At 72.8% G+C, this 18,702-nt stretch carries 16 protein-coding genes; 7 read left to right on the top strand and 9 right to left on the bottom strand.

The features are described 5' to 3' along the window. Positions 1–40: 40 nt before the first annotated feature. The 4 genes from ACFZAT_RS23210 to ACFZAT_RS23195 are packed head-to-tail and all read right to left on the bottom strand — an operon-like array spanning position 41 to position 5,582. Complete coding sequence (locus tag ACFZAT_RS23210; RefSeq protein WP_391266470.1) at positions 41–2,455, bottom strand: glycoside hydrolase family 3 N-terminal domain-containing protein; 2,415 nt, start codon at positions 2,453–2,455, stop codon at positions 41–43. A gap of 52 nt (positions 2,456–2,507) precedes the next feature. Continuing rightward, a complete protein-coding gene (locus tag ACFZAT_RS23205; protein ID WP_391266468.1) occupies positions 2,508–3,401 on the bottom strand; it encodes an ABC transporter permease subunit in 894 nt (297 codons plus the stop codon). 4 nt (positions 3,402–3,405) lie between these two features. After that, positions 3,406–4,335: a carbohydrate ABC transporter permease gene (locus tag ACFZAT_RS23200; RefSeq protein ID WP_018106221.1), complete on the bottom strand. Its 930-nt coding sequence runs from the start codon at positions 4,333–4,335 to the stop codon at positions 3,406–3,408. A gap of 2 nt (positions 4,336–4,337) precedes the next feature. Beyond that, positions 4,338–5,582 carry an extracellular solute-binding protein gene (locus ACFZAT_RS23195; protein WP_391266633.1) on the bottom strand — a complete coding sequence of 415 codons (1,245 nt, stop codon included), beginning with the start codon at positions 5,580–5,582 and terminating at the stop codon, positions 4,338–4,340. Positions 5,583–5,919: 337 nt separating this feature from the next. Here ACFZAT_RS23195 and ACFZAT_RS23190 point away from each other — a divergent pair, with 337 nt between their 5' ends. Together ACFZAT_RS23190 and ACFZAT_RS23185 are read left to right on the top strand one after the other, a co-directional pair. After that, positions 5,920–6,855, top strand: a complete 936-nt coding sequence (locus ACFZAT_RS23190) for a substrate-binding domain-containing protein (RefSeq protein ID WP_391266464.1) — start codon at positions 5,920–5,922, stop codon at positions 6,853–6,855. Positions 6,856–6,966: 111 nt separating this feature from the next. Then, entirely contained in the window at positions 6,967–8,055 is a 1,089-nt protein-coding gene (locus ACFZAT_RS23185) for a WD40/YVTN/BNR-like repeat-containing protein (RefSeq protein ID WP_391266461.1), read from the top strand. 10 nt (positions 8,056–8,065) lie between these two features. On the opposite strand, the gene ACFZAT_RS23180 is transcribed toward ACFZAT_RS23185, so the two are convergent. Beyond that, positions 8,066–8,743, bottom strand: coding sequence for a uracil-DNA glycosylase (locus ACFZAT_RS23180; RefSeq protein WP_391266459.1), 678 nt, complete (start codon positions 8,741–8,743; stop codon positions 8,066–8,068). Positions 8,744–8,828: 85 nt separating this feature from the next. On the opposite strand from ACFZAT_RS23180, the gene ACFZAT_RS23175 reads away from it, so the two are divergent. After that, a complete protein-coding gene (locus tag ACFZAT_RS23175) occupies positions 8,829–9,839 on the top strand; it encodes a BadF/BadG/BcrA/BcrD ATPase family protein (protein WP_391266456.1) in 1,011 nt (336 codons plus the stop codon). A 138-nt stretch (positions 9,840–9,977) separates the two neighbouring features. After that, a complete protein-coding gene (locus ACFZAT_RS23170; RefSeq protein ID WP_391266453.1) occupies positions 9,978–10,901 on the top strand; it encodes a sirohydrochlorin chelatase in 924 nt (307 codons plus the stop codon). 63 nt (positions 10,902–10,964) lie between these two features. Here ACFZAT_RS23170 and ACFZAT_RS23165 read toward each other — a convergent pair whose 3' ends face one another. Further along, positions 10,965–12,011, bottom strand: a complete 1,047-nt coding sequence (locus ACFZAT_RS23165; protein ID WP_391266451.1) for a beta-propeller fold lactonase family protein — start codon at positions 12,009–12,011, stop codon at positions 10,965–10,967. 118 nt (positions 12,012–12,129) lie between these two features. Further along, positions 12,130–13,623: an FUSC family protein gene (locus tag ACFZAT_RS23160; protein WP_391266448.1), complete on the bottom strand. Its 1,494-nt coding sequence runs from the start codon at positions 13,621–13,623 to the stop codon at positions 12,130–12,132. Positions 13,624–13,953: 330 nt separating this feature from the next. On the opposite strand from ACFZAT_RS23160, the gene ACFZAT_RS23155 reads away from it, so the two are divergent. The 3 genes from ACFZAT_RS23155 (at position 13,954) to ACFZAT_RS23145 (ending at position 16,463) form a co-directional block, all read left to right on the top strand. Then, positions 13,954–14,544 (top strand): lytic polysaccharide monooxygenase, encoded by a 591-nt coding sequence (locus ACFZAT_RS23155; protein ID WP_391266446.1) that lies wholly within the window; start codon positions 13,954–13,956, stop codon positions 14,542–14,544. Between the two features lie 141 nt (positions 14,545–14,685). Then, the gene (locus tag ACFZAT_RS23150; RefSeq protein WP_018106209.1) at positions 14,686–15,159 is read left to right on the top strand and encodes an Lrp/AsnC family transcriptional regulator; all 474 of its coding nucleotides are present in this window, start codon (positions 14,686–14,688) and stop codon (positions 15,157–15,159) included. Between the two features lie 152 nt (positions 15,160–15,311). Further along, complete coding sequence (locus ACFZAT_RS23145; RefSeq protein ID WP_391266441.1) at positions 15,312–16,463, top strand: protein kinase; 1,152 nt, start codon at positions 15,312–15,314, stop codon at positions 16,461–16,463. Here the strand turns inward: ACFZAT_RS23145 and ACFZAT_RS23140 are convergent, their stop codons facing one another. Both ACFZAT_RS23140 and ACFZAT_RS23135 read right to left on the bottom strand, forming a co-directional pair. Further along, on the bottom strand, positions 16,464–17,456 hold the full coding sequence (locus tag ACFZAT_RS23140) for an aldo/keto reductase (RefSeq protein ID WP_391266438.1): 993 nt from the start codon (positions 17,454–17,456) through the stop codon (positions 16,464–16,466). Then, entirely contained in the window at positions 17,453–18,376 is a 924-nt protein-coding gene (locus ACFZAT_RS23135) for an aldo/keto reductase (RefSeq protein WP_391266436.1), read from the bottom strand. Before ACFZAT_RS23135 ends, ACFZAT_RS23140 begins: the two co-directional genes overlap by 4 nt. Positions 18,377–18,702: the final 326 nt, after the last annotated feature.

The raw sequence follows: 18,702 nt of genomic DNA, 5'->3' as shown, positions 1-18,702 counted from the left end.
GGCGGGGGCGTGGTGCCCCCGCCCGGTGGTACGGAGCCGGTCAGCCCCGTACGGGGGCGGCCGCCGGGACGGGTTCGACCACCGCGTCGCACACCAGCCGGCGCCGGTGGTCGAGAGTGCGCTCGGGACCGGTGAGGCGCAGGTGCACCGTGTGCCGGAGGCCTTCGGCACCGCTGGACGCCGCGAGCCGCAGCTCCAGCGCGCCCGGCTCCACGACGCGCCGCCCGCCGATGCCGGTGAACGACACCAGGTCGGCGTGGAACCGGAAGCGGACGCGCGCCTCCTGGCCCGCGTCGAGCGGCACCCGAGCGTAGCCGATGAGCCGGTTCTCGGGCCGGGTCGTCTGGGCGACCGGGTCGTGCACGTAGAGCTGGACGACCTCCGCACCGGCCCGGTCCCCGGTGTTGCGGACGGTCAGCTCGATGTCGGCGGAGCCGTCGGTGGGGATCTCCGCCGGGGCGGGGGCGCCGGGCTCCCAGGCGAAGGAGGTGTACGTGAGGCCGTGGCCGAAGGGGTACAGCGGCGTCGGGTCCAGGTTGCTGACCCCGTTGGCGAGCCCGAGGGGCGGCTGGAGGTAGGTCCACGGCTGGCCGCCCGGAAGGCGCGGGACGGAGACCGGCAGCCGGCCGGAGGGGCTGACCCGGCCGGAGAGCACGGAGGCCAGGGCCGGGCCGCCCTCCTCACCGGGGAAGAACGCCTGGACCACGGCGGCGGTGCGGTCCGCCCAGCGGCCGAGTGCGTACGGGCGGCCGGTCAGCAGGACCAGGACGACCGGGGTTCCGCTGTCGAGCAGCGCGTCGAGCAGTTCGCCCTGCACGCCCGGGAGCGAGAGGTCGTCGGCGTCGCAGCCCTCGCCCGAGGTGCCGCGCCCGAAGAGCCCGGCCCGGTCGCCGAGCACCGCGACGCACACGTCCGCCTCCCGGGCCAGGTCCACCGCCTCGGTGAAGCCCGAGGTGTCGGTGGTGTCGACCTCGCAGCCGGGGGCGCCGGTGACCGTGGCGGCGGGGAACTCGCCGCGCACCGCGTCGAGCACGGTGGGGATGTCGATGCCCATGGCGGTCTCGGGGTGCAGGACGCCGACGTGGCTGGGGAAGGAGTAGCAGCCGAGCATGGCGAGCGCGTCGTCCGCCCGGGGGCCGACCACCGCGATCTGCCCGGTCCCGGCCAGCGGCAGCGCCCCCCGCGGATTCGCGAGCAGGACCACGGCCTGTTCGGCGAGTTCGCGGGCGAGGGCGCGGTTGCGCGGCGGGTCCAGGTCGATGGTCTCGCGGGCCCGCTCCGGGTCGGTGTCGCGCAGGAGCGCGGGCAGCGGGGCCCAGTCGGGGTCGAGCAGCCCGAGTTCGCACTTCTGGAGGAGGACCCGGTGCAGTGCGCGGTCGACCAGGGCCTCGGGGACCGTACCGGCCAGGACGGCGGCGGCGAGTTCGTCGCCGTAGCTGCGGACGGTGGGCAGCTCCACGTCGACCCCGGCGCCCAGGGCGAGGCGGGCGGCGTCGGCGCGGCCCTCGGCGACCTTGTGCAGGGTCTCCAGGAAGCCGATGGCGAAGTAGTCGGCGACGACGGTGCCCTCGAAGCCCCAGGTGTCCCGGAGCAGTCCGGTGAGCAGGGCGGGGTCGGCCGCCGAGGGGACCCCGTCGATCTCCGCGTAGGACTGCATGACGGAGCGGGCGCCGCCGTCGAGGAGGGCCATCTCGAAGGGCGGCAGGATGACGTCGGCGAGCTCCCTGGCCCCGGCCCGGACCGGCGAGAGGTTGCGGGCGCCGGCCGACGCCGCGTATCCGGCGAAGTGCTTGAGGGTGGCGACGATGCCGGCGGACTCCAGCCCCTTCACGTACGCCGTGCCGATGGTCGCGACGAGGTAGGGGTCCTCGCCGATGGTCTCCTCGACGCGGCCCCAGCGCAGGTCGCGCACCACGTCCAGGACCGGGGCGAGGCCCTGGTGGATGCCCACGGACCGCATGTCCCCGCCGATCCGGTGGGCCATCTCGGTGACCAGGTCCGGGTTCCAGGCGGCGCCCCAGGAGAGCGGGACGGGGTAGGCGGTGGCGCCCCAGGCGGTGAAGCCGGCCAGGCACTCCTCGTGGGCGAGGGCCGGGATACCGAAGCGGCCGGCGCCCGCGATGGCCCGCTGGGCGCGGGCGAGGGAGATCGCGCCGACGGCCGGGTCGACGGGAGCGGTGCCGAAGGGGCGGGTCAGCTGGCCGAGGCCGCGCGGGATGAGCGCGTCCCAGTCGATGGCGTCGACCATCTCGTTCTGGTGCGGGGCGACCCCGTCCCCGTCGGCGTCGGCGCCCACCCAGATGCCGTACAGCTGGGCGGTCTTCTCCTGGAGGGTCATCCGGGAGACGAGGTCGGCCACGCGCACCTCGGGGGCGAGCGCGGGGTCCTGCCAGGGGCCGTCGACGGCGGTGGCCGCTTCGGTCCTGCGGGCATGCGGAACAGGGGGGTTTGCCATGGCGGCGGGGATTCCTCTCAAGAGTGCGGTGGTACGCGGCGGCATGGGTGCGCTACTTGCCGCCCACCCCCATCAGTCCGTTGACCAGGGCCTTCCGTGCCACGAGGTACACGGCGAAGATCGGTACGACGGAGAGCACGATCGCGGCGAGCACGGCCGGGATGTTCACCCCGAACTGGGACATGAAGTTGAAGAGACCGAGGGTCAGCACCCGGTTCTCCTCCGACTGGGTCAGGATCAGCGGGAACAGGAAGCCGTTCCACGCCTGGAGCGCCGTGTAGATCGCGACCGTGCTGATGCCCGCCTTGGACATCGGGATCGCCAGCTGCCACAGCATCCGCAGCGAGGAGGCGCCGTCGAGCGCCATGGCCTCGTACATCTCCTCGGAGACGTCGCGCATGGTGCCGCTGAGGATCAGCACCGCCACCGGCATCGCGAACGCGGCGGTCGGCAGGATGACGGCCGGCAGGCTGTCGTACAGGCCCATCTTGCTGATGAGCAGGTAGAGCGGCACGATCACGGCCTGGGCGGGGATGGCGACGCCGAGCAGGAAGGTCCGGAAGGCGAGTCCGGAGAGCCTGCTGCGGGTGCGTACCGCGACGTACGCGACGGGGATCGAGAGGACCAGCACGATCGCCACCGTGGCCACGGCGACGATCGCCGTGTTGGAGAGCATCGTGGAGAAGCCGCTGTCGAGGACCGTGCGGTAGTTGTCGAGCGTCGGGTCGGTCGGGACGGCCAGCGGGTCGCCGTTCAGCGCCTCGTCCTGGTGCATCAGCGAGGACGAGACGAGCGTGTAGAGCGGGACGATCACGAGCACGAGCCAGACCAGCGAGCCGAGGCCGGCCAGCGGGTTGCCCCACCTGCGGCGGCGCCGCGTGGTGGCGGGGCGGGTGCGGGTCAGCGGCTGTGCGGGGCGCGTCGCGGGGCGGGTGTCGGTCGACATCGCGTCACATACCTTCCCGGGTGGAGCGCATGTTCCCGAAGCCGCTGAAGCGGACGAGGATCAGCGAGAGGGCGGTGGCCACGACGACGAGGGCGGTCGCGATGGCGGCGGCGTACCCGAGGTCGTAGGTCTGGAAACCAGTGCGGTACATGAGGTACGGCAGCACCGTGGTGTCGGTGCCGGGGCCGCCCTTGGTCATGATCAGCACGGTGTCGAAGTAGGTCAGCGAGCCGACGATCATCAGGACCGAGGAGGTCGTGATGGTGTTGCGCAGCTGCGGCAGGGTGATGTGGAAGAACTGCCGGAACATGCCCGCGCCGTCGATCTCCGCGGCCTGGTAGAGGACCTGCGGGATCTGCCGGGTGCCGCCCTGGTAGATCAGGGTGTGGAAGGGCATGAACTGCCAGCCGCCGACGAACGCCACGGTGAGCAGCGCGCCGGTGGACGAGCCCATGATGTTCGGGTCGATGCCGAACCAGGGCCCGATCTCCTTGATGACGCCGAAGTTGGGGTCGAGCAGCGCGTGGAACAGCATCGCGATGGCGGTGGTGGACAGCAGCAGCGGGATGAAGAAGACCGCCGAGAGCACCGCGCGGCTGCGCTGCCGGCCGGCCGCCCAGACGCCGAGGAGCAGGGCCACCGGGGTCTGGAAGGCCCAGCTGATGGTGGTCAGGAGCAGGCTGAGCCAGGCGGCCTGGCGGAACTCCGGGTCCTTGAAGAGCCGGGTCCAGTTGGCCGTGCCGACGGAGGTCGGGGAGTTCAGCCCGTCCCAGTGGCAGAAGGAGAGGTACACGGCGATCGCCAGCGGGACGATCGCGAAGAGGGCGAAGAAGAGGATGCCGGGCAGCGCCCAGGCGACCGGGGGGCGGCCGACGTTCCCGGCGGCCGCCTTCCGTCCTCCGCGCACCTTGGGTGACGAGGAGACGTGGGACATCGTTACTTGACGGCCTTCATCGCGGCGACGAACTGCTCGGGCGTGGACTTGCCGGCGAACAGCTTGCTGATCTCGGTGAGCAGCGGGGTGGCGGTCTGGGATTCGAGCGCCTGGTCCCAGGACAGGGTGAAGTCGGGGGCCTTCTGGACCATCTCGTACTGGTCGGTGGCGAACTTCGGGTTGGGCGAGCCGCTGAGCATGGAGGCGGCGTTGGAGGTGGTGGGCACGTCGCCGTTGTCCACGAGAGCCTGCGCGTACGACTTGGACGCCATGGTCTTCAGGAAGGCTATGGCCGCGTCCTTGTGCTTGGTGCGGGCGTTCACGGACCAGTAGTTGGTGGGGTTGCCGACCACGTCGGCCGGGTCGCCGACGCCGCCCGCGACGGTCGGGAAGTTCGTCCAGCCGAGGTCCTTCTTGGCGAAGTCGGGCGCCTTGCCGAGCTGGGTGGAGTACTCCCACGAACCCATCAGGTGCATGGCCGCCTTGCCCTTGTTGAGCAGGGTGGGCGCACCGCCGTTGCCGTAGTCGACGGAGTTGAAGTTCTTGCCGAAGGCGCCGTCGTCCACGAGCTGCTTCACGGTCTGGGCGGTCTTCAGCACGGCCGGGTCGCCCCAGGCGGAGTTGTCGCCGTTCTGGATCTTGCGGAAGACGTCGGGGCCGCCGATCCGGTCGAGCAGGTACTCCATCCACATCAGCTCGGGCCACTTGTCGGAGCCGCCGAGGGCGAACGGGGTGATGCCCTTGCCCTTGAAGGTCTTGATGGCCTTCTGGAGGTCCTCCCAGGTCGTGGGGGTCTGGACGCCGTTCTCGGCGAAGAGGGCCTTGTTGTAGAAGAGCATCACGGGCTGCATACCGCGCATCGGGACGCCGTAGACCTTCCCGTCGAGGCTGCCGGCGGTGACGATCGACGGCAGGAAGCCGTCCTTCAGGGTGGCGTCGTCCTTGAACGTCGAGGTGAGGTCGACCAGCTGGCCCGCGTCCACGTACGGCTTGATGGAGCCGCCGCCCCAGTTGAAGAAGATGTCGGGGGCGCTCGGGGAACCCATGGCGCTGCGGAGCTTGTTGACGTAGTCGGTGCCGGGCACGGAGACGAGCTTGACCTTGACGTCGGAGGTCTTGTTGAACTCCTTGACCGCGGCCTGCTGCACCTTCACGGCGTCGTCGCCGTAGACGTACGCGGTCAGCGTGGCGCCGCCGCCGCTACCGCCGTCCGATCCGCAGCCCGCCAGGACTCCCGCCATGACCATGGCCGCGCCGGCCGCGGTCCATCTCGCCGCACGCTTGCCCTGAGTGAAAATTCCCGACCGCATGACCGCACCTCTGTCGAATCTTTCGGAGTTGCTTGCGAATGTTGCCGGAACCGTACGGTTGGGTTTCCGGCCAGTCAAGAGGTCGCGGACCGCGAATTTTTCGCCGGGGCTCCCGCCTCCGTTCGGGCGACGGGCGGTTACGATTCGCTGTATGAGCCCCGCAAACGTCCAGTCACATCAGGAGAATGCGCCTGCCGCAGCGCCGTCGGACGGCACTGCCACGCTGGCGGAAATCGCCCGAGCGGCCGGAGTCTCGGCTCCGACAGTTTCGAAGGTGCTGAACGGGCGCGCCGATGTCGCGCCCGGTACGCGCACCAAGGTCGAGGAACTGCTGCTCCAGCACGGCTACCGCCGCAGACGCGGTTCGACCACGCAGTCGCAACTCATCGACCTGGTCTTCCACGAGCTGGACAGCGCGTGGGCCATGGAGGTCGTCCGCGGGGTGGAGAACGTCGCCCGCGAGGAGGGGCTGAGCCTCGTCCTGTCGGAGAGCGCGGGCCGCCTCAGCCCCGGGCAGACCTGGGTCGACGGGGTGCTGGCCCGCCGGCCGGTCGGGGTCATCCTGGTGCTGTCCGACCTCACCGCCGCCCAGCGCGCGCAGCTCACCAGCCGCAGCATCCCGTACGCGGTGGTGGACCCGGCCGGAGACCCCGGGGACGACATCCCCTCGGTCGGCACGACGAACTGGCAGGGCGGTCTCGCCGCGACCCGCCACCTCACCGGCCTCGGCCACCGCAGGATCGGCGTGGTGAGCGGACCGTCCCGGATGATGTGCAGCCGCGCCCGGGTGGACGGCTACCGGGCCGCCCTGGAGACGGCGGACATCCCGATCGACCGGTCCCTGATCCGCGAGGCCGAGTTCTCGCACGAGGCGGGGTACGCGGCCGGGATGGAGCTGCTGCGCTCGGCGGACCGGCCGACCGCCGTCTTCGCCGGCAACGACCTCCAGGCCCTCGGCGTGTACGAGGCGGCGCGCGAGCTCGGTCTGCGCATCCCGGAGGACCTGAGCGTCGTGGGCTTCGACGACCTGCCGCTCACCCGGTGGATCGGGCCGCCGCTGACGACGGTGCGCCAGCCCCTGATCGAGATGGCCGAGACGGCGGCCCGGCTGGTCCTGGACCTGGGCCGCGGCCGGCAGCCCGCGACGACCCGGGTGGATCTGGCGACGAATCTGGTGGTCCGCAGCAGTACCGCACCGCCCTGCCGCTGAGAGGCGGCCCGCCCTGCCCGGGGACACCCCGGGCCGTGGTCCGGGCCGCTGTCAGTGCCGGGGTGCACACTGACCGATATCCGGCACAACGGCGTTTCGGGAGGTTCGGTCATGACCGATGTACTGCTCACCGTGGGCACCCGCAAGGGGCTCTTCATCGGCCGCAGGCGCGGAGGCACATGGGAGTTCGAGGGGCCTCATTTCAACGCCCAGGCGATCTACTCGGTCGCCATCGACACCCGGGGCGGCCGACCCCGGCTGCTGGTCGGCGGCGACAGCGCGCACTGGGGCCCGTCCGTCTTCCACTCCGACGACCTGGGCGCGAGCTGGGTCGAGCCGAGGACCCCGGCCGTGAAGTTCCCGGAGTTCACCGGGACCTCGCTGGAGCGGGTGTGGCAGTTGCAGCCGGCGGGGTCCGAGGCGCCGGGCGTCGTCTACGCGGGCACGGAGCCGGCCGCGCTCTTCCGGTCCGAGGACGGGGGCGAGTCCTTCGAGCTGGTGCGGCCGCTGTGGGAGCATCCGACGCGTTCGCGCTGGGTGCCCGGCGGGGGCGGCGAGGGGCTGCACACGATCCTGACCGATGAGCGGGACGCGCGCGCCGTGACGGTCGCGGTGTCCACCGCCGGGGTGTTCCGGACCGCCGACGGCGGCGCGAGCTGGACCCCGGCCAACAAGGGGGTCTCGGCGGCCTTCCTGCCCGACCCGGACCCGGAGTTCGGCCAGTGCGTGCACAAGGTCAGCCGGGACGCGGCCGACCCCGACCGCCTCTACCTCCAGAACCACTGGGGCGTCTTCCGCAGCGACGACGCCGGGGGTCACTGGACGGACATCGGCGCGGGCCTGCCCTCGGACTTCGGCTTCGCCGTGGCCGCCCACCCGCACCGCGCGGACACGGCGTACGTCTTCCCGATCAACGCCGATGCCGACCGGGTGCCCGCCGAGCACCGCTGCCGGGTCTTCCGGACCACCGACGCGGGCGCCCACTGGGAGCCGCTGTCGGCCGGCCTGCCGGAGAGCGCGCACTACGGCACGGTGCTGCGCGACGCGCTCTGCACCGACGACGCGGACCCGGCCGGGATCTACTTCGGCAACCGCAACGGCGAGTTGTACGCGAGCGCGGACGACGGGGACAGCTGGGAGCAGCTCGCCTCGCATCTTCCTGACGTGCTGTGCGTACGGGCGGTGGCGGCCGAGGTGTGAGGCGTACGTCCTACGGAAGCCGCCAGTCGACCGGCTCGGCGCCCTGGGCGGCGAGCAGTTCGTTGACGCGGCTGAACGGCCTGGACCCGAAGAAGCCGCGGTCGGCGGACATCGGGGAGGGGTGGGCGGACTCGATGGCCGGCAGGTCGCCGAGCAGCGGCCGCAGATTGCGGGCGTCGCGGCCCCAGAGCACGGACACCAGCGGCTTTCCCCGGGCGGCCAGGGCGCGGATGGCCTGTTCGGTGACCTCCTCCCAGCCCTTGCCGCGGTGGGCGCCGGGTGAGCGGGGTGCGGTGGTCAGCGCCCTGTTGAGCAGCAGCACGCCCTGGCGGGTCCACGGCGTCAGGTCGCCGTTCGACGGCCTGGGCAGCCCCAGGTCGGAGTTGAGCTCCCGGTAGATGTTCTCCAGGCTGCCCGGCAGCCTGCGCACGTCCGGGGAGACCGCGAAGCTCAGTCCGATCGCCATCCCCGGTGTGGGGTACGGGTCCTGACCGACGATCAGGACCCGTACGTCCGCGAAGGGCTGCTGGAACGCGCGCAGCACGTTCGCCCCGGAGGGAAGGTAGGTGCGGCCGGCCGCGACCTCCGCACGCAGGAAATCGCCCATCGCGGCGATGCGCCCCGCCACCGGGGCCAGGGCGTCGGCCCAGCCGGGCTCGACTACTTCGTTCAACGGTCGCGCTGTCACGAAAGATCACCCTACCGGCGCAACGCGGTGCCCCGGGGATAGGGTGCTGCCCGTCCCTCACCTCTTCGCACCCGGGAGCCGGTCCATGACGTCACACGGACAACCGGGCACGTATGTCCTCGGTGTGGATTCGGGCGGCTCGGGGCTGCGGGTGGCACTGGGCACGGCCGAGACGGACACCCCACTGGCCACCGCCTCGTGCGGTGGTCCGGTGCGCACCGGACCACGCGGCATCGATGCCTCCCACCTCCTGGATCAGGTGCTCCCGGCCGTCCACGGCCTGCTCGACGCGCACGCCCCCGGCGGGCGGATCACCGCCGCGGCGGTCGGCGCCGCGGGGATGGCCACGCTGGGCGACGAGTTGCGCGCCGCACTGCCGGACGCCCTGGCGGACGCGCTGGGGGTGCGCCGGATCGCGCTCGCGGCGGACGCGGTGACCGCGTACGCCGGGGCGGTCGGGCAGCGGCCCGGCGCGGTGGTGGCCGCCGGCACCGGGCTGATCGCGCTGGGCACGGACCTGACGGCGTGGCGACGGGCGGACGGCTGGGGGCACCTGCTGGGCGACAGCGGGGGCGGCGCCTGGATCGGGCGGGCCGGGCTCGACGCCGCGATGCGCGCGTACGACGGTCGGCGCGGCGGTTCGGCCGCGCTGCTGACCAGGCTGGAAGCGGTGTTCGGGCCGCCGCAGGAGCTGCCCGGTCTGCTCTACCCACGCGCCGACCGGCCCGCGCTGCTGGCCTCGTTCGCGCCGGAGGTGGCCGCGTGCGCGGACCGCGACCCGGTCGCCGAGGGCATCCTGCGGGAGGCCGCCGCGCATATCGCGGAGGCGGCCTCGGCGGTGTGCCCGGAGCCGAAGGCGGACGAGGACGACTGCGAAGTCGCGCTGACCGGCGGGCTGTTCCGGATGGGCGAGCCGTTGCTCGTACCGCTCCGCGAGGAGCTGGCGCGGCTGCTGCCCCGGGCACGGGCGGTCCCCGGTTCGGGTGATCCCCTGATCGGTGCGCTGCGCATCGCCCAGGCCCTGGACACCGGGGGGCTGAGGCTGCCGCACCATCCGACGCTGCTGCGCGTTCCGGCGTACGGGCCCCGCCCGTAGGGCGACGGGCGCGCGCACGCTGACGACAGATCAGGGCAGTCACCCGGTAAGCCGCTGATCGGATAAAAGCGGACAGAGGCCGCTCGACCGGACCCTCCCCGCGCAGGGAGGCGTCCGAAACCAGTAGCATGCGGCGCCATGAGCACCCCCACTGGGCCCGCTTCCGGCCTGCCTGTACGAATGCCGCGACCTCGCCAGTCCGGACGGCACCGCCGCCCGGAGCCCGTGGTCGCACCCGAGGGCGCTGCCGCGCTCGTTCTCGCCGTTCCCGGTACCCCGTCCTCGACCAGCCGCGGTCTGGCCGAAGAGGTCATCAGCATCGCCCGTTCCGAGCTGCCCGGCCTGAACGCCCTGATCGGTTACGTGGACGGGGACGACGCCGAGTACCCGGCGCTGGCCTCCGTGATCGCGCACTCCGCCGCCGAGCGCACCGCGCGGTACGAGCAGGCGCTGGCCGTGGGCCGTGAGGTCGCCGAGCCCGAGGGCCCGGCCGCCGTGGTGGTCCCGCTGCTCGCGGGTCCGGACAGTGCGCTGGTGCAGCGGATACGTCAGGCGATCACCGACAGCGAGGCTCTGGCGGAGCTGACCGATGTGCTCGGCCCGCACCCGCTGCTGGCCGAGGCGCTGCACGTCCGGCTCTCGGAGGCCGGGCTGGCCCGCGCGGACCGGGCCAGGCTCTTCACGGTGGCGACGGCCGCCGACGGCATCGTGCTCGCCACGGTGGGCGGCGAGGAGGCCGTGCAGGCGGCGGGGATCACGGGCATGCTGCTCGCGGCCCGGCTCGCGGTGCCGGTGATCGCCGCCGCGCTCGACGTGGAGGGTTCGGTCGCCGCCGTCGCCGATCAGCTGAAGGGCTCCGGCTCGCTCCAGCTGGCCGTGGCACCGTACCTGGTGGGTCCCGAGGTGGCGGAGGGCCTGCTGGACGCGGCGGCGAAGGAGGCCGGCTGCGCGAGCGCCGAGCCGCTGGGCGCGTACCCGGCGATCGGCAAGCTGGTCCTCTCGATGTACACCTCGGCCCTGGGGATCGCTCCCCCGGTGGCCCAGGGGGCGCAGGCCCGCTGACCCCTTCGGCACGCATGAGGCCCCGGCCCGGACGGCAGTCCGGCACCGGGGCCTCACCGGTTTTCAGCCGAAGATCACGCAGGAGGCCGCCGGGGCGTCCAGGGTGCCCTGCTGGGCCGGGATGCCCGTCTCCGGGTCCACGGTGAACCAGGCGACGTTCCCGCTGCGCTCATTGGCCGCGTAGAGCCGGCGCCCGGCCGGGTCCAGCGCGAGGTCGCGGGGCCAGTGGCCGCCGCAGCCCACGGTCGTGACCAGGGACGGGTGCTCGCCGGTCGCGTCGAGCGCGAGGACGGAGATGCTGTCGTGGCCCCGGTTGGCCGCCCACACGAACCGGCCGTCGTGGGCGACGACGACCTCGGAGGCGTAGCTCTCGACGGTCACGTCCTCGGGCAGCACCGGGATCTCGCGGACCGGTTCCAGGACGCCCGCCGCGGCGTCCCAGCGGCACACGGTGAGCGTGGGCTCCAGCTCGTTCAGCACGTAGGCGTGGCGGCCCGAGGGGTGGAAGGCCAGGTGGCGCGGCCCGGTGCCGGGGCGCAGGGCCGTCTCGCCGTGCGTGCGCAGCTCGCCGGTGGCCGGGTCGACCGCGCAGACCCGGACCGAGTCGGTGCCGAGGTCGACGCTGAGCACCCAGGTCCCGGAGGGGTCGGGCAGGACCTGGTGGGCGTGCGGGCCCTCCTGGCGGTCCGTGACCGGTCCGCCGCCCTCGTGCGCGAGGACCGCGGCGACGGGGCCGAGCGCGCCGTCCCCGGCGACGGGCAGCACGCTGACGCTGCCCGAGCCGTAGTTCGCGGTGACCAGGTGCCCGGCGGCGAGGGCGAGGTGCGTGGGGCCGTCGCCGTCCACCGCCCGGACCCCGCCGAGCGGACGCGGTTCGTCCGCGCGGACGTCCAGGGCCGCCGCACCGCCCGGCTCGGTCTCGCTGACGGCGTAGAGGACCGTGCCGCCGGGGCCGAGCGCCAGGTAGGAGGGGTCGGGCACGGCGTCCGTGGCGCCCAGGACCGTGAGCGCGCCGGTCTCCGCGTCGACGGCGGCGACGGTGACTCCCCGCCCGCCCGCCGAGGTGAACGACCCGATGAATGCCCGTCCCGCTCCGTTGCTGCTGTCCACCGCTGCTCCTCCCCGCCGGCTGTGCGCGGCGGACGTGCCGTCGTGATCTTCTGCGGCGACGGTAGCAGTGCACCGATGCGGTCTAGACCAAGGGTGGCGGATCGGCAGGCCCCAGGCGTCAGGCCGTGACGAGGGGGGCGCTCGGCGGGCTGTGCAGCGGCGCGGCGAGTTCGGCGAGCGCGCGCTCCAGGCTGTGCAGGTGGGCGAGGGCGGGTTCGGTGACGGCCGGGTGCGCCGGGACGGCGGACGCGACGGCCGTACGCCCGGTCAGGGCCTCGACCGCGTTCTCGACGCGCCAGCAGGCGGCGGCGAGCCTGGCGTCGTGGGACGCCTCCGGGTCGGCGGCCACCGAGGCGAGGCCCCGTACCTCGCGGGCGCACTCGTCCAGCAGGGCCAGCACGTGTCCGGCCCGGGCCCGGCGGGCGCGGAGCGGGCTCAGCGGGTGGACCAGCGGGGCGAGCGAGAGGCGTACGCGGCCGAGGAGGGCCTCCAGCTCGGCGACGCGCGGGGCCGGGTCGGCGGTGGCGGAGCCGGAGAGGCGGGCGGCGGCCTCCTCGGTGCAGGCGTGCACGCAGCGCAGGGCGCGCTGGATCCAGGCGTCGGTCGTGGCGTGTGTGGTGACGGGCAGGACGCAGAGCACCGCGAGCATCGCACCGAGCGCGCCGACGGCGGTCTCACCGAGCCGCAGGGCGAGCAGCCCGGGGTCGAGCACGCCCAGCGAGCCGTAGAGCGCACCGGCCATGACCGTTACGGAGAGCATCATCCAGGTGTAGGAGAGCGCCGCCGTGTAGAAGATCCCGAACACCCCGGCAGCGACGACGAGGGCGGTCGGCACGGGCGCCCCGTGCAGCGGGACGACGACGGCGAGGCCGACCGGGATGCCGATGAGGGTGCCGAGCACCCGGCGGAAGCCGCGTACCACGGTCTCGCCGCGCGAGGCGGTGTTCACGAAGACCCACCAGGTGGCGCCGACGGCCCAGTACCAGCGCTGGTCGGACATCAGCTGCCCGGCCATGAGTGCGACGGCTCCGCCGGTGACCGCCTGGACGGCCTGCCGGGTGGTGACCCTGGCCAGGCCGGTGCCGGCGGGCGGGGCGGGCACGGCGGGGGCGGTCAGCCGGCGTTCGTAGCACCAGAGGCCGAAGCGGACGGCCGCCGCGCACAGCAGGGAAAGGGCGACGGCGGAGTAGAGCTCGGGGAGCTGCCCGGGCAGGGTGTGGAGGAACTGCGTGGTGAAGAAGGCCATGAAGGCGAAGACGCCGAGGGAGTGGCCGCGCGGCCCCCACCGCCTCGCGTAGACCCCGGCCCCCATGACCGCGAGGAACGCGGTGTCACGGGCGAGCGGGTGGTCGTGGAGCAGGGCGGCCAGCGCGAGCACCGGGAAGCCGACGGCGGGCAGCAGCGCGGTGGTGACCGCCTGGCCCCGGACCGTGGGGTCGGTCACGGTGAACAGGGCGAGCAGCGCGGCGAGGCCGCCGGTGATGGCAGCCACGAGCGAGTGGCCGACGAGACCGCACACCACGACGGCGAGTCCGATGCCGAGCACCGCGCGGCAGGCGAAGCGCAGCCGCATCCGGCCGGGGTCCTGGGCCACGAACGCTCTCCTCAGCACTGCTGCTCCCCCACTCCGGTTCACCGGCTCTCCGTTCCCGTCACGTTCAGGCACGAAAAAGGCGCCGCGGAGGTCCGCAGCGCCATCGACGAATACATCAGACCACCCGAAGGGCGGTTGGCTCAAATTGAACTCGATCGACTGAGCCATTGGACCACTCGAAGGCACATCGGGGCTACCAGTCGACTACCAACGGACCAACCTCGCCGAGGACCTCTCACGCAAGGCGCCTTCCTTGGTCTAGACATGTCAAATTGCCATCGCTACGCTCACCCTTGGTCTAGACCGCAGCACTCTCCGGACATCACCCCACATCTCCAGGAGCGACGTATGCGCAAGAGGATCACCTCGTTACTGGCCGGGCTGGCGGTCGCCGGTGCGGCCCTGCTGGCCACCTCGGCCCCCGCTCAGGGCCACGGCTACACCGACTCACCGATCAGCAGGCAGCAGCTCTGCGGCCTCGGCACCGTCAAGCGCTGCGGGCAGATCCAGTGGGAGCCGCCGAGCGTCGAGGGTCCCAAGGGCTTCCCCACCCGCGGCCCGGCCGACGGCCACATCTGCTCGGGCGGCATCGGCCGCTTCTCCGAGCTGGACGACCCGCGTGGCGGCGCCTGGCCCGCAACCAAGGTCACCGCCGGCCAGAACTACACGTTCAACTGGCGGATCGAGGCCCGGCACGCCACGACCGACTTCCGCTACTACATCACCAAGGACGGCTACGACCCCACCAAGCCGCTCACCCGGGCCGACCTGGAGACGCAGCCGTTCCTCACGGTGCCCTTCGGCGGACGGCTGCCCGGCTCGACGGTCAGCCACTCCGGCGTACTGCCGCAGAAGTCCGGCAAGCACCTGATCCTCGGCGTATGGACGATCGCCGACACCGGCAACGCGTTCTACGCCTGCTCCGACGTGCAGTTCTGAACCGTCCGGCCCGTGCCCCGCGCCACCCGCCCGTGCGCGGGGCACATCCGGCCGGACCGGTGAGACGCGGCCCGCCGCGCACGGAGGCCGTTGATACAGTCGCTGGCCCCCGGAGGACGCACCGAAAGAGGCCGGCGAAGCATGGCGGTGGACGCACTCGACACCCGTATCCTGCGGCTGCTCATCGAGCAGCCGCAGACGAGCGTGCGCGAGTACGCACGCATCCTGTCCATCGCCCGGGGCACCCTCCAGGCGCGCATCGACCGGCTGGAGCGGGACGGTGTGATCACCGGGAGCGGCCCCTTCCTCTCCCCCGCCGCGCTCGGCCACCCCGTCCTCGCCTTCGTGCACCTGGAAGTGACCCAGGGCCATCTGGACGAGGTCGGTGACGCGCTCGCCGCCGTGCCCGAGATCATCGAGGCGTTCTCGACCACGGGCGGCGGCGATCTGCTGACCCGGGTGGTCGCGCGGGACAACGGGCACCTGGAGGACGTCATCCAGCGGCTCATCCGGCTGCCCGGCGTGGTCAGGACCCGGACCGAGGTCGCGCTGCGCGAGCGCGTGCCGCACCGGCTGCTTCCGCTGGTCGAATCGCTGGGCGGAACCGCTCGTTGAGGAGGGCCGGTCGTACGGGGTCCGCGCGCCGGATATCCTGATCTTGCCGCGCTCCCCCACCCCGCTCTCGCCCCCGGCGAGGCCGTCGTCGCGGCATTCGAAGCGGTCCTCGGCCAGGCCCGGGCCCGAGCTATCGAGATTGGTGTGCACAGGTGCTGGTTGCTGGTCGGTACCGGCTGATATCCGCCATCGGCCGGGGTGGAATGGGTGAGGTCTGGCGGGCCACCGACGAGGTCCTCGGCCGTGCCGTCGCCGTGAAGCTGCTCCTCGGGGAGCACGCCGACGAGTCGGCCACCGCGCGGTTCCGTCTGGAGGCGCAGACCGCCGCCCGCCTGAGCCACCCTCATCTGGTGGCCGTCTTCGACTTCGGAGCCTGGGAGAACCGGCTCTTCCTCGTGATGGAGCTGGTCGAGGGCCGCAGCCTGGCGGATCTGCTGCTGGCCCAGGAACGGCTCGGCCCCGAACAGGCCGCCCGCATCGCCGGACAGGCCGCCGCCGGGCTGGCCGCCGCGCACCGGCAGGGCATCGTCCACCGCGACATCAAGCCCGGGAACCTCATGCTGGACGGCGAAGGCACCGTCAAGATCGGGGACTTCGGCATCGCGCAGTTCGTGGACGACCCGTCCGCCGCGCTGACCACGACGGGTCACATCGTCGGGACGAGCCTCTACCTCGCCCCGGAGCGGGCCCTCGGCCGCACCGCCGACGCCGCATCCGACATGTACTCGCTCGGCTGCGTCGTCTACCAACTGCTGCTCGGTGAGCCGCCGTTCCGTTCGGACACCGCGACGGCCACCTTGTACCAGCACGTGGACACGCCTCCGGTGCCGCTGCGTCAGCGCGGTGTGGACGTCCCCGCCGCCTTCGACACGTATCTGCTCGGCCTGCTCGCCAAGCAGCCGGAGGACCGGCCCACCGCCCAGGAGGTCGCCGACTGGTTCCACGGCGACGCCTGGCGGGGCCGCCCGGAACCGCTGCCCCCGCACCAACCGGCACCCGCTCCCGCACCCTTCGCCGCCGCACCCGCCGCACCCGCCGCGCTCCCCGGAGCGGACCCCGGTGCGCCGACGACGTACCGGCTCCCGCAGGCACCCGCCGGACCCGGGCAGGGCCAGGGCCAGAGTCAGGGGCACGGCGGGCAGGGCGGGCACGGGCGGCGCGCGGCCGCCAGGCCCGGGAAGGCCCGGCGGCGGACCGCCGGCGAGGCGATCCGGCGCCGGCCCCGGGTGGCCAGTGCGATCGCGGGTGCGATCGCCTTCCTGGCCGCCGTGTTCCTGGGGATGAGCCTGTTCTCCGGGCGGTGACTACCAGCGGCCGTGGACCGTGGCGCGGAAGCGCCGGTCGTAGAGGTCGCGCACCGCGTCCAGCGTGCTCCGCGGGAGCGGGTCGAGCCCGGCGGCCGCCGCGTTGGCCCGCGCCTGCTCCGTCGAACGCGCGCCGGGGATCACGCTGGTGACGCCCGGCTGCTGGATGATCCAGCGCAGCGCCGTCTGCGCCGGGGTCGCGCCCTCGGGGGCGAGCGCGGCGAACTCGGCGGCGGCCGCCACACCGGTGCCGTAGTCGACGCCGGAGAAGGTCTCGCCCTGGTCGAACGCCTCGCCGTTCCGGTTGTACGTGCGGTGGTCGCCGGGCGCGAAGACGGTGTCCGCGGTGTACTTGCCCGACAGCAGCCCGGAGGCCAGCGGGACCCGGGCGATGATGCCGACCCCGGCCTCCCGCGCCGCCGGCAGCACCTCGTCCAGTGGCTTCAGGCGGAACGGGTTGAGGATGATCTGGACGCTCGCGACGCCCGGCCGGGCGATGGCCGTCAGCGCCTCGGCGCAGGTCTCGACGCTGACCGCGTAGGCCGCGATCCGCTGCTCGTCGACGAGGGTGTCCAGCGCGTCGTACACCTCGTCGCAGGAGTAGACAGCGGTGGGCGGGCAGTGCAGCTGCACGAGGTCGAGGGTGTCGACGCCCAGGTTGGCGCGGGAACGGTCGTTCCAGGCGCGGAAGTTGTCCAGGGTGTAGTTCTCCGGGACCTGGTCGGCGCGGCGGCCCATCTTCGTCGCGACGAACACCCCGGCGTCGGGCCGCTCCTTCAGATAGCGGCCGATGAGCTGTTCGCTGCGGCCGTCGCCGTAGACGTCCGCCGTGTCGAAGAAGGTGATCCCCGAGGCGACGGCCGCATCGAGCACCCCGAGGGCGTCCTCCTCGCGGACCTCACCCCAGTCGCCGCCGAGTTGCCAGGTGCCCTGTCCGACAACCGATACGTTACGTCCGGTCCTGCCCAGTTCGCGCTGTTCCATGGGGATCATGCTACGTCCGCCCCGGCGGCCTGCCCGAGCGCGGTGAGGCGCGCCATCTCCTCGTCGGTGAGCCGCAGGGCGCCCGCCGCCACATTGGCCTCCAGGTGGGCGGGGTTGCCGGTGCCCGGGATGGCCAGCACGTGCGGACCCTGCTGGAGGGTCCACGCCAGCCGGACCTGGGCGGGCGAGGCGTCGTGGGCGCGGGCCACGTCGAGCACCGCCTCGTGCTCGGCGTCGCCTGCCCCGGACTCGTGGCCGGCTCCCGCGATGGCGTAGAAGGGGACGAAGGCGATGCCCAGTTCACCGCACAGGCGGAGGACCTCCTGGGCATCGGCGCGCCGCTCGCCGATGCCGTAGCGGTTCTGCACGCAGACGACGGGGGCGATGGCCCGGGCCTCGGTGATCTGCTCCGGCCAGACGTTGGAGAGGCCCAGGTGGCGGATGAGCCCTTCCTCGCGCAGTTCGGCCAGGGCGCCGAAGAGGTCGGAGACCGGGCGGTTGCCGTTCATCCGGAGGTTGACGACGTCGAGGTGGTCCCGGCCGAGCTGACGGATGTTCTCCTGCACCCGGCCGCGCAGCTGCTCGGGGCGGGCCCAGTCGAGCCAGTCGCCGGAGGGGCCGCGGCCCGGGCCCACCTTGGTGGTGATCACCAGGTCGTCCGGGTAGGGGCCGAGCGCCCGGTTGATCAGCTCGTTGGCGGAGCGCAGGGGCGAGAAGTAGAAGGCGGCCGTGTCGATGTGGTTCACGCCCAGCTCGAGGGCGCGGCGCAGCACCGCGACGGCCCGGTCCCGGTCGTGCGGGGTGCGCTCGTCGCTGAACGCCCGGCCGTTCTGGGTAAGCCGCATGGCTCCGAAGCCCATCCGGTTGACGGTCAGATCACCGAGCCGCCAGGTGCCGGCGGCCGCTGCGCCGAGGGAGTGCGAGGTCAAGGCTGGTGCCTTCCTTGTGGGTTGAGCGGGACTACGGGTGGCGTATGAAGGGGGGCCAGAAGTGCTTGTGCGCTTGCCGATTCAGTGATACGCTCGCCTCGACAGTTGCGTGTAGATCACCGTTCTGGTGAGAGTGCAGGATAACGTCCGCCTCCCCGCCTGTCCATCCCCCTTTCTTTCGCGTGCGCTTCCGCGGCGCGCAGGCCCGACTTGACGAGACTTGCCAACTCCCCCGCGGGCGCCCGCAGTTCGTTGACGGGGTCATGACCACATGTGAGTGTTCGGTCGCTCGATCACGGACACCCATGAGGAGCCTCGATGAAACG

The organism is Streptomyces sp. NPDC008163 (assembly GCF_042956885.1).
In the GTDB taxonomy this organism is placed as follows: domain Bacteria; phylum Actinomycetota; class Actinomycetes; order Streptomycetales; family Streptomycetaceae; genus Streptomyces; species Streptomyces drozdowiczii_A.
Note: the sequence above shows the minus strand (reverse complement) of the source record. Positions and strands in the feature narration are given on the sequence as shown.

What these genes read in the sequence shown, in the direction of transcription:
- ACFZAT_RS23210 (WP_391266470.1), bottom strand. Translation starts at nt 2,455, where the DNA reads ATGGCAAACCCCCCTGTTCCGCATGCCCGCAGGACCGAAGCGGCCACC.
- ACFZAT_RS23205 (WP_391266468.1), bottom strand. Translation starts at nt 3,401, where the DNA reads ATGTCGACCGACACCCGCCCCGCGACGCGCCCCGCACAGCCGCTGACC.
- ACFZAT_RS23200 (WP_018106221.1), bottom strand. Translation starts at nt 4,335, where the DNA reads ATGTCCCACGTCTCCTCGTCACCCAAGGTGCGCGGAGGACGGAAGGCG.
- ACFZAT_RS23195 (WP_391266633.1), bottom strand. Translation starts at nt 5,582, where the DNA reads ATGGTCATGGCGGGAGTCCTGGCGGGCTGCGGATCGGACGGCGGTAGC.
- ACFZAT_RS23185 (WP_391266461.1), top strand. Translation starts at nt 6,967, where the DNA reads ATGACCGATGTACTGCTCACCGTGGGCACCCGCAAGGGGCTCTTCATC.
- ACFZAT_RS23175 (WP_391266456.1), top strand. Translation starts at nt 8,829, where the DNA reads ATGACGTCACACGGACAACCGGGCACGTATGTCCTCGGTGTGGATTCG.
- ACFZAT_RS23170 (WP_391266453.1), top strand. Translation starts at nt 9,978, where the DNA reads ATGAGCACCCCCACTGGGCCCGCTTCCGGCCTGCCTGTACGAATGCCG.
- ACFZAT_RS23155 (WP_391266446.1), top strand. Translation starts at nt 13,954, where the DNA reads ATGCGCAAGAGGATCACCTCGTTACTGGCCGGGCTGGCGGTCGCCGGT.
- ACFZAT_RS23150 (WP_018106209.1), top strand. Translation starts at nt 14,686, where the DNA reads ATGGCGGTGGACGCACTCGACACCCGTATCCTGCGGCTGCTCATCGAG.
- ACFZAT_RS23140 (WP_391266438.1), bottom strand. Translation starts at nt 17,456, where the DNA reads ATGATCCCCATGGAACAGCGCGAACTGGGCAGGACCGGACGTAACGTA.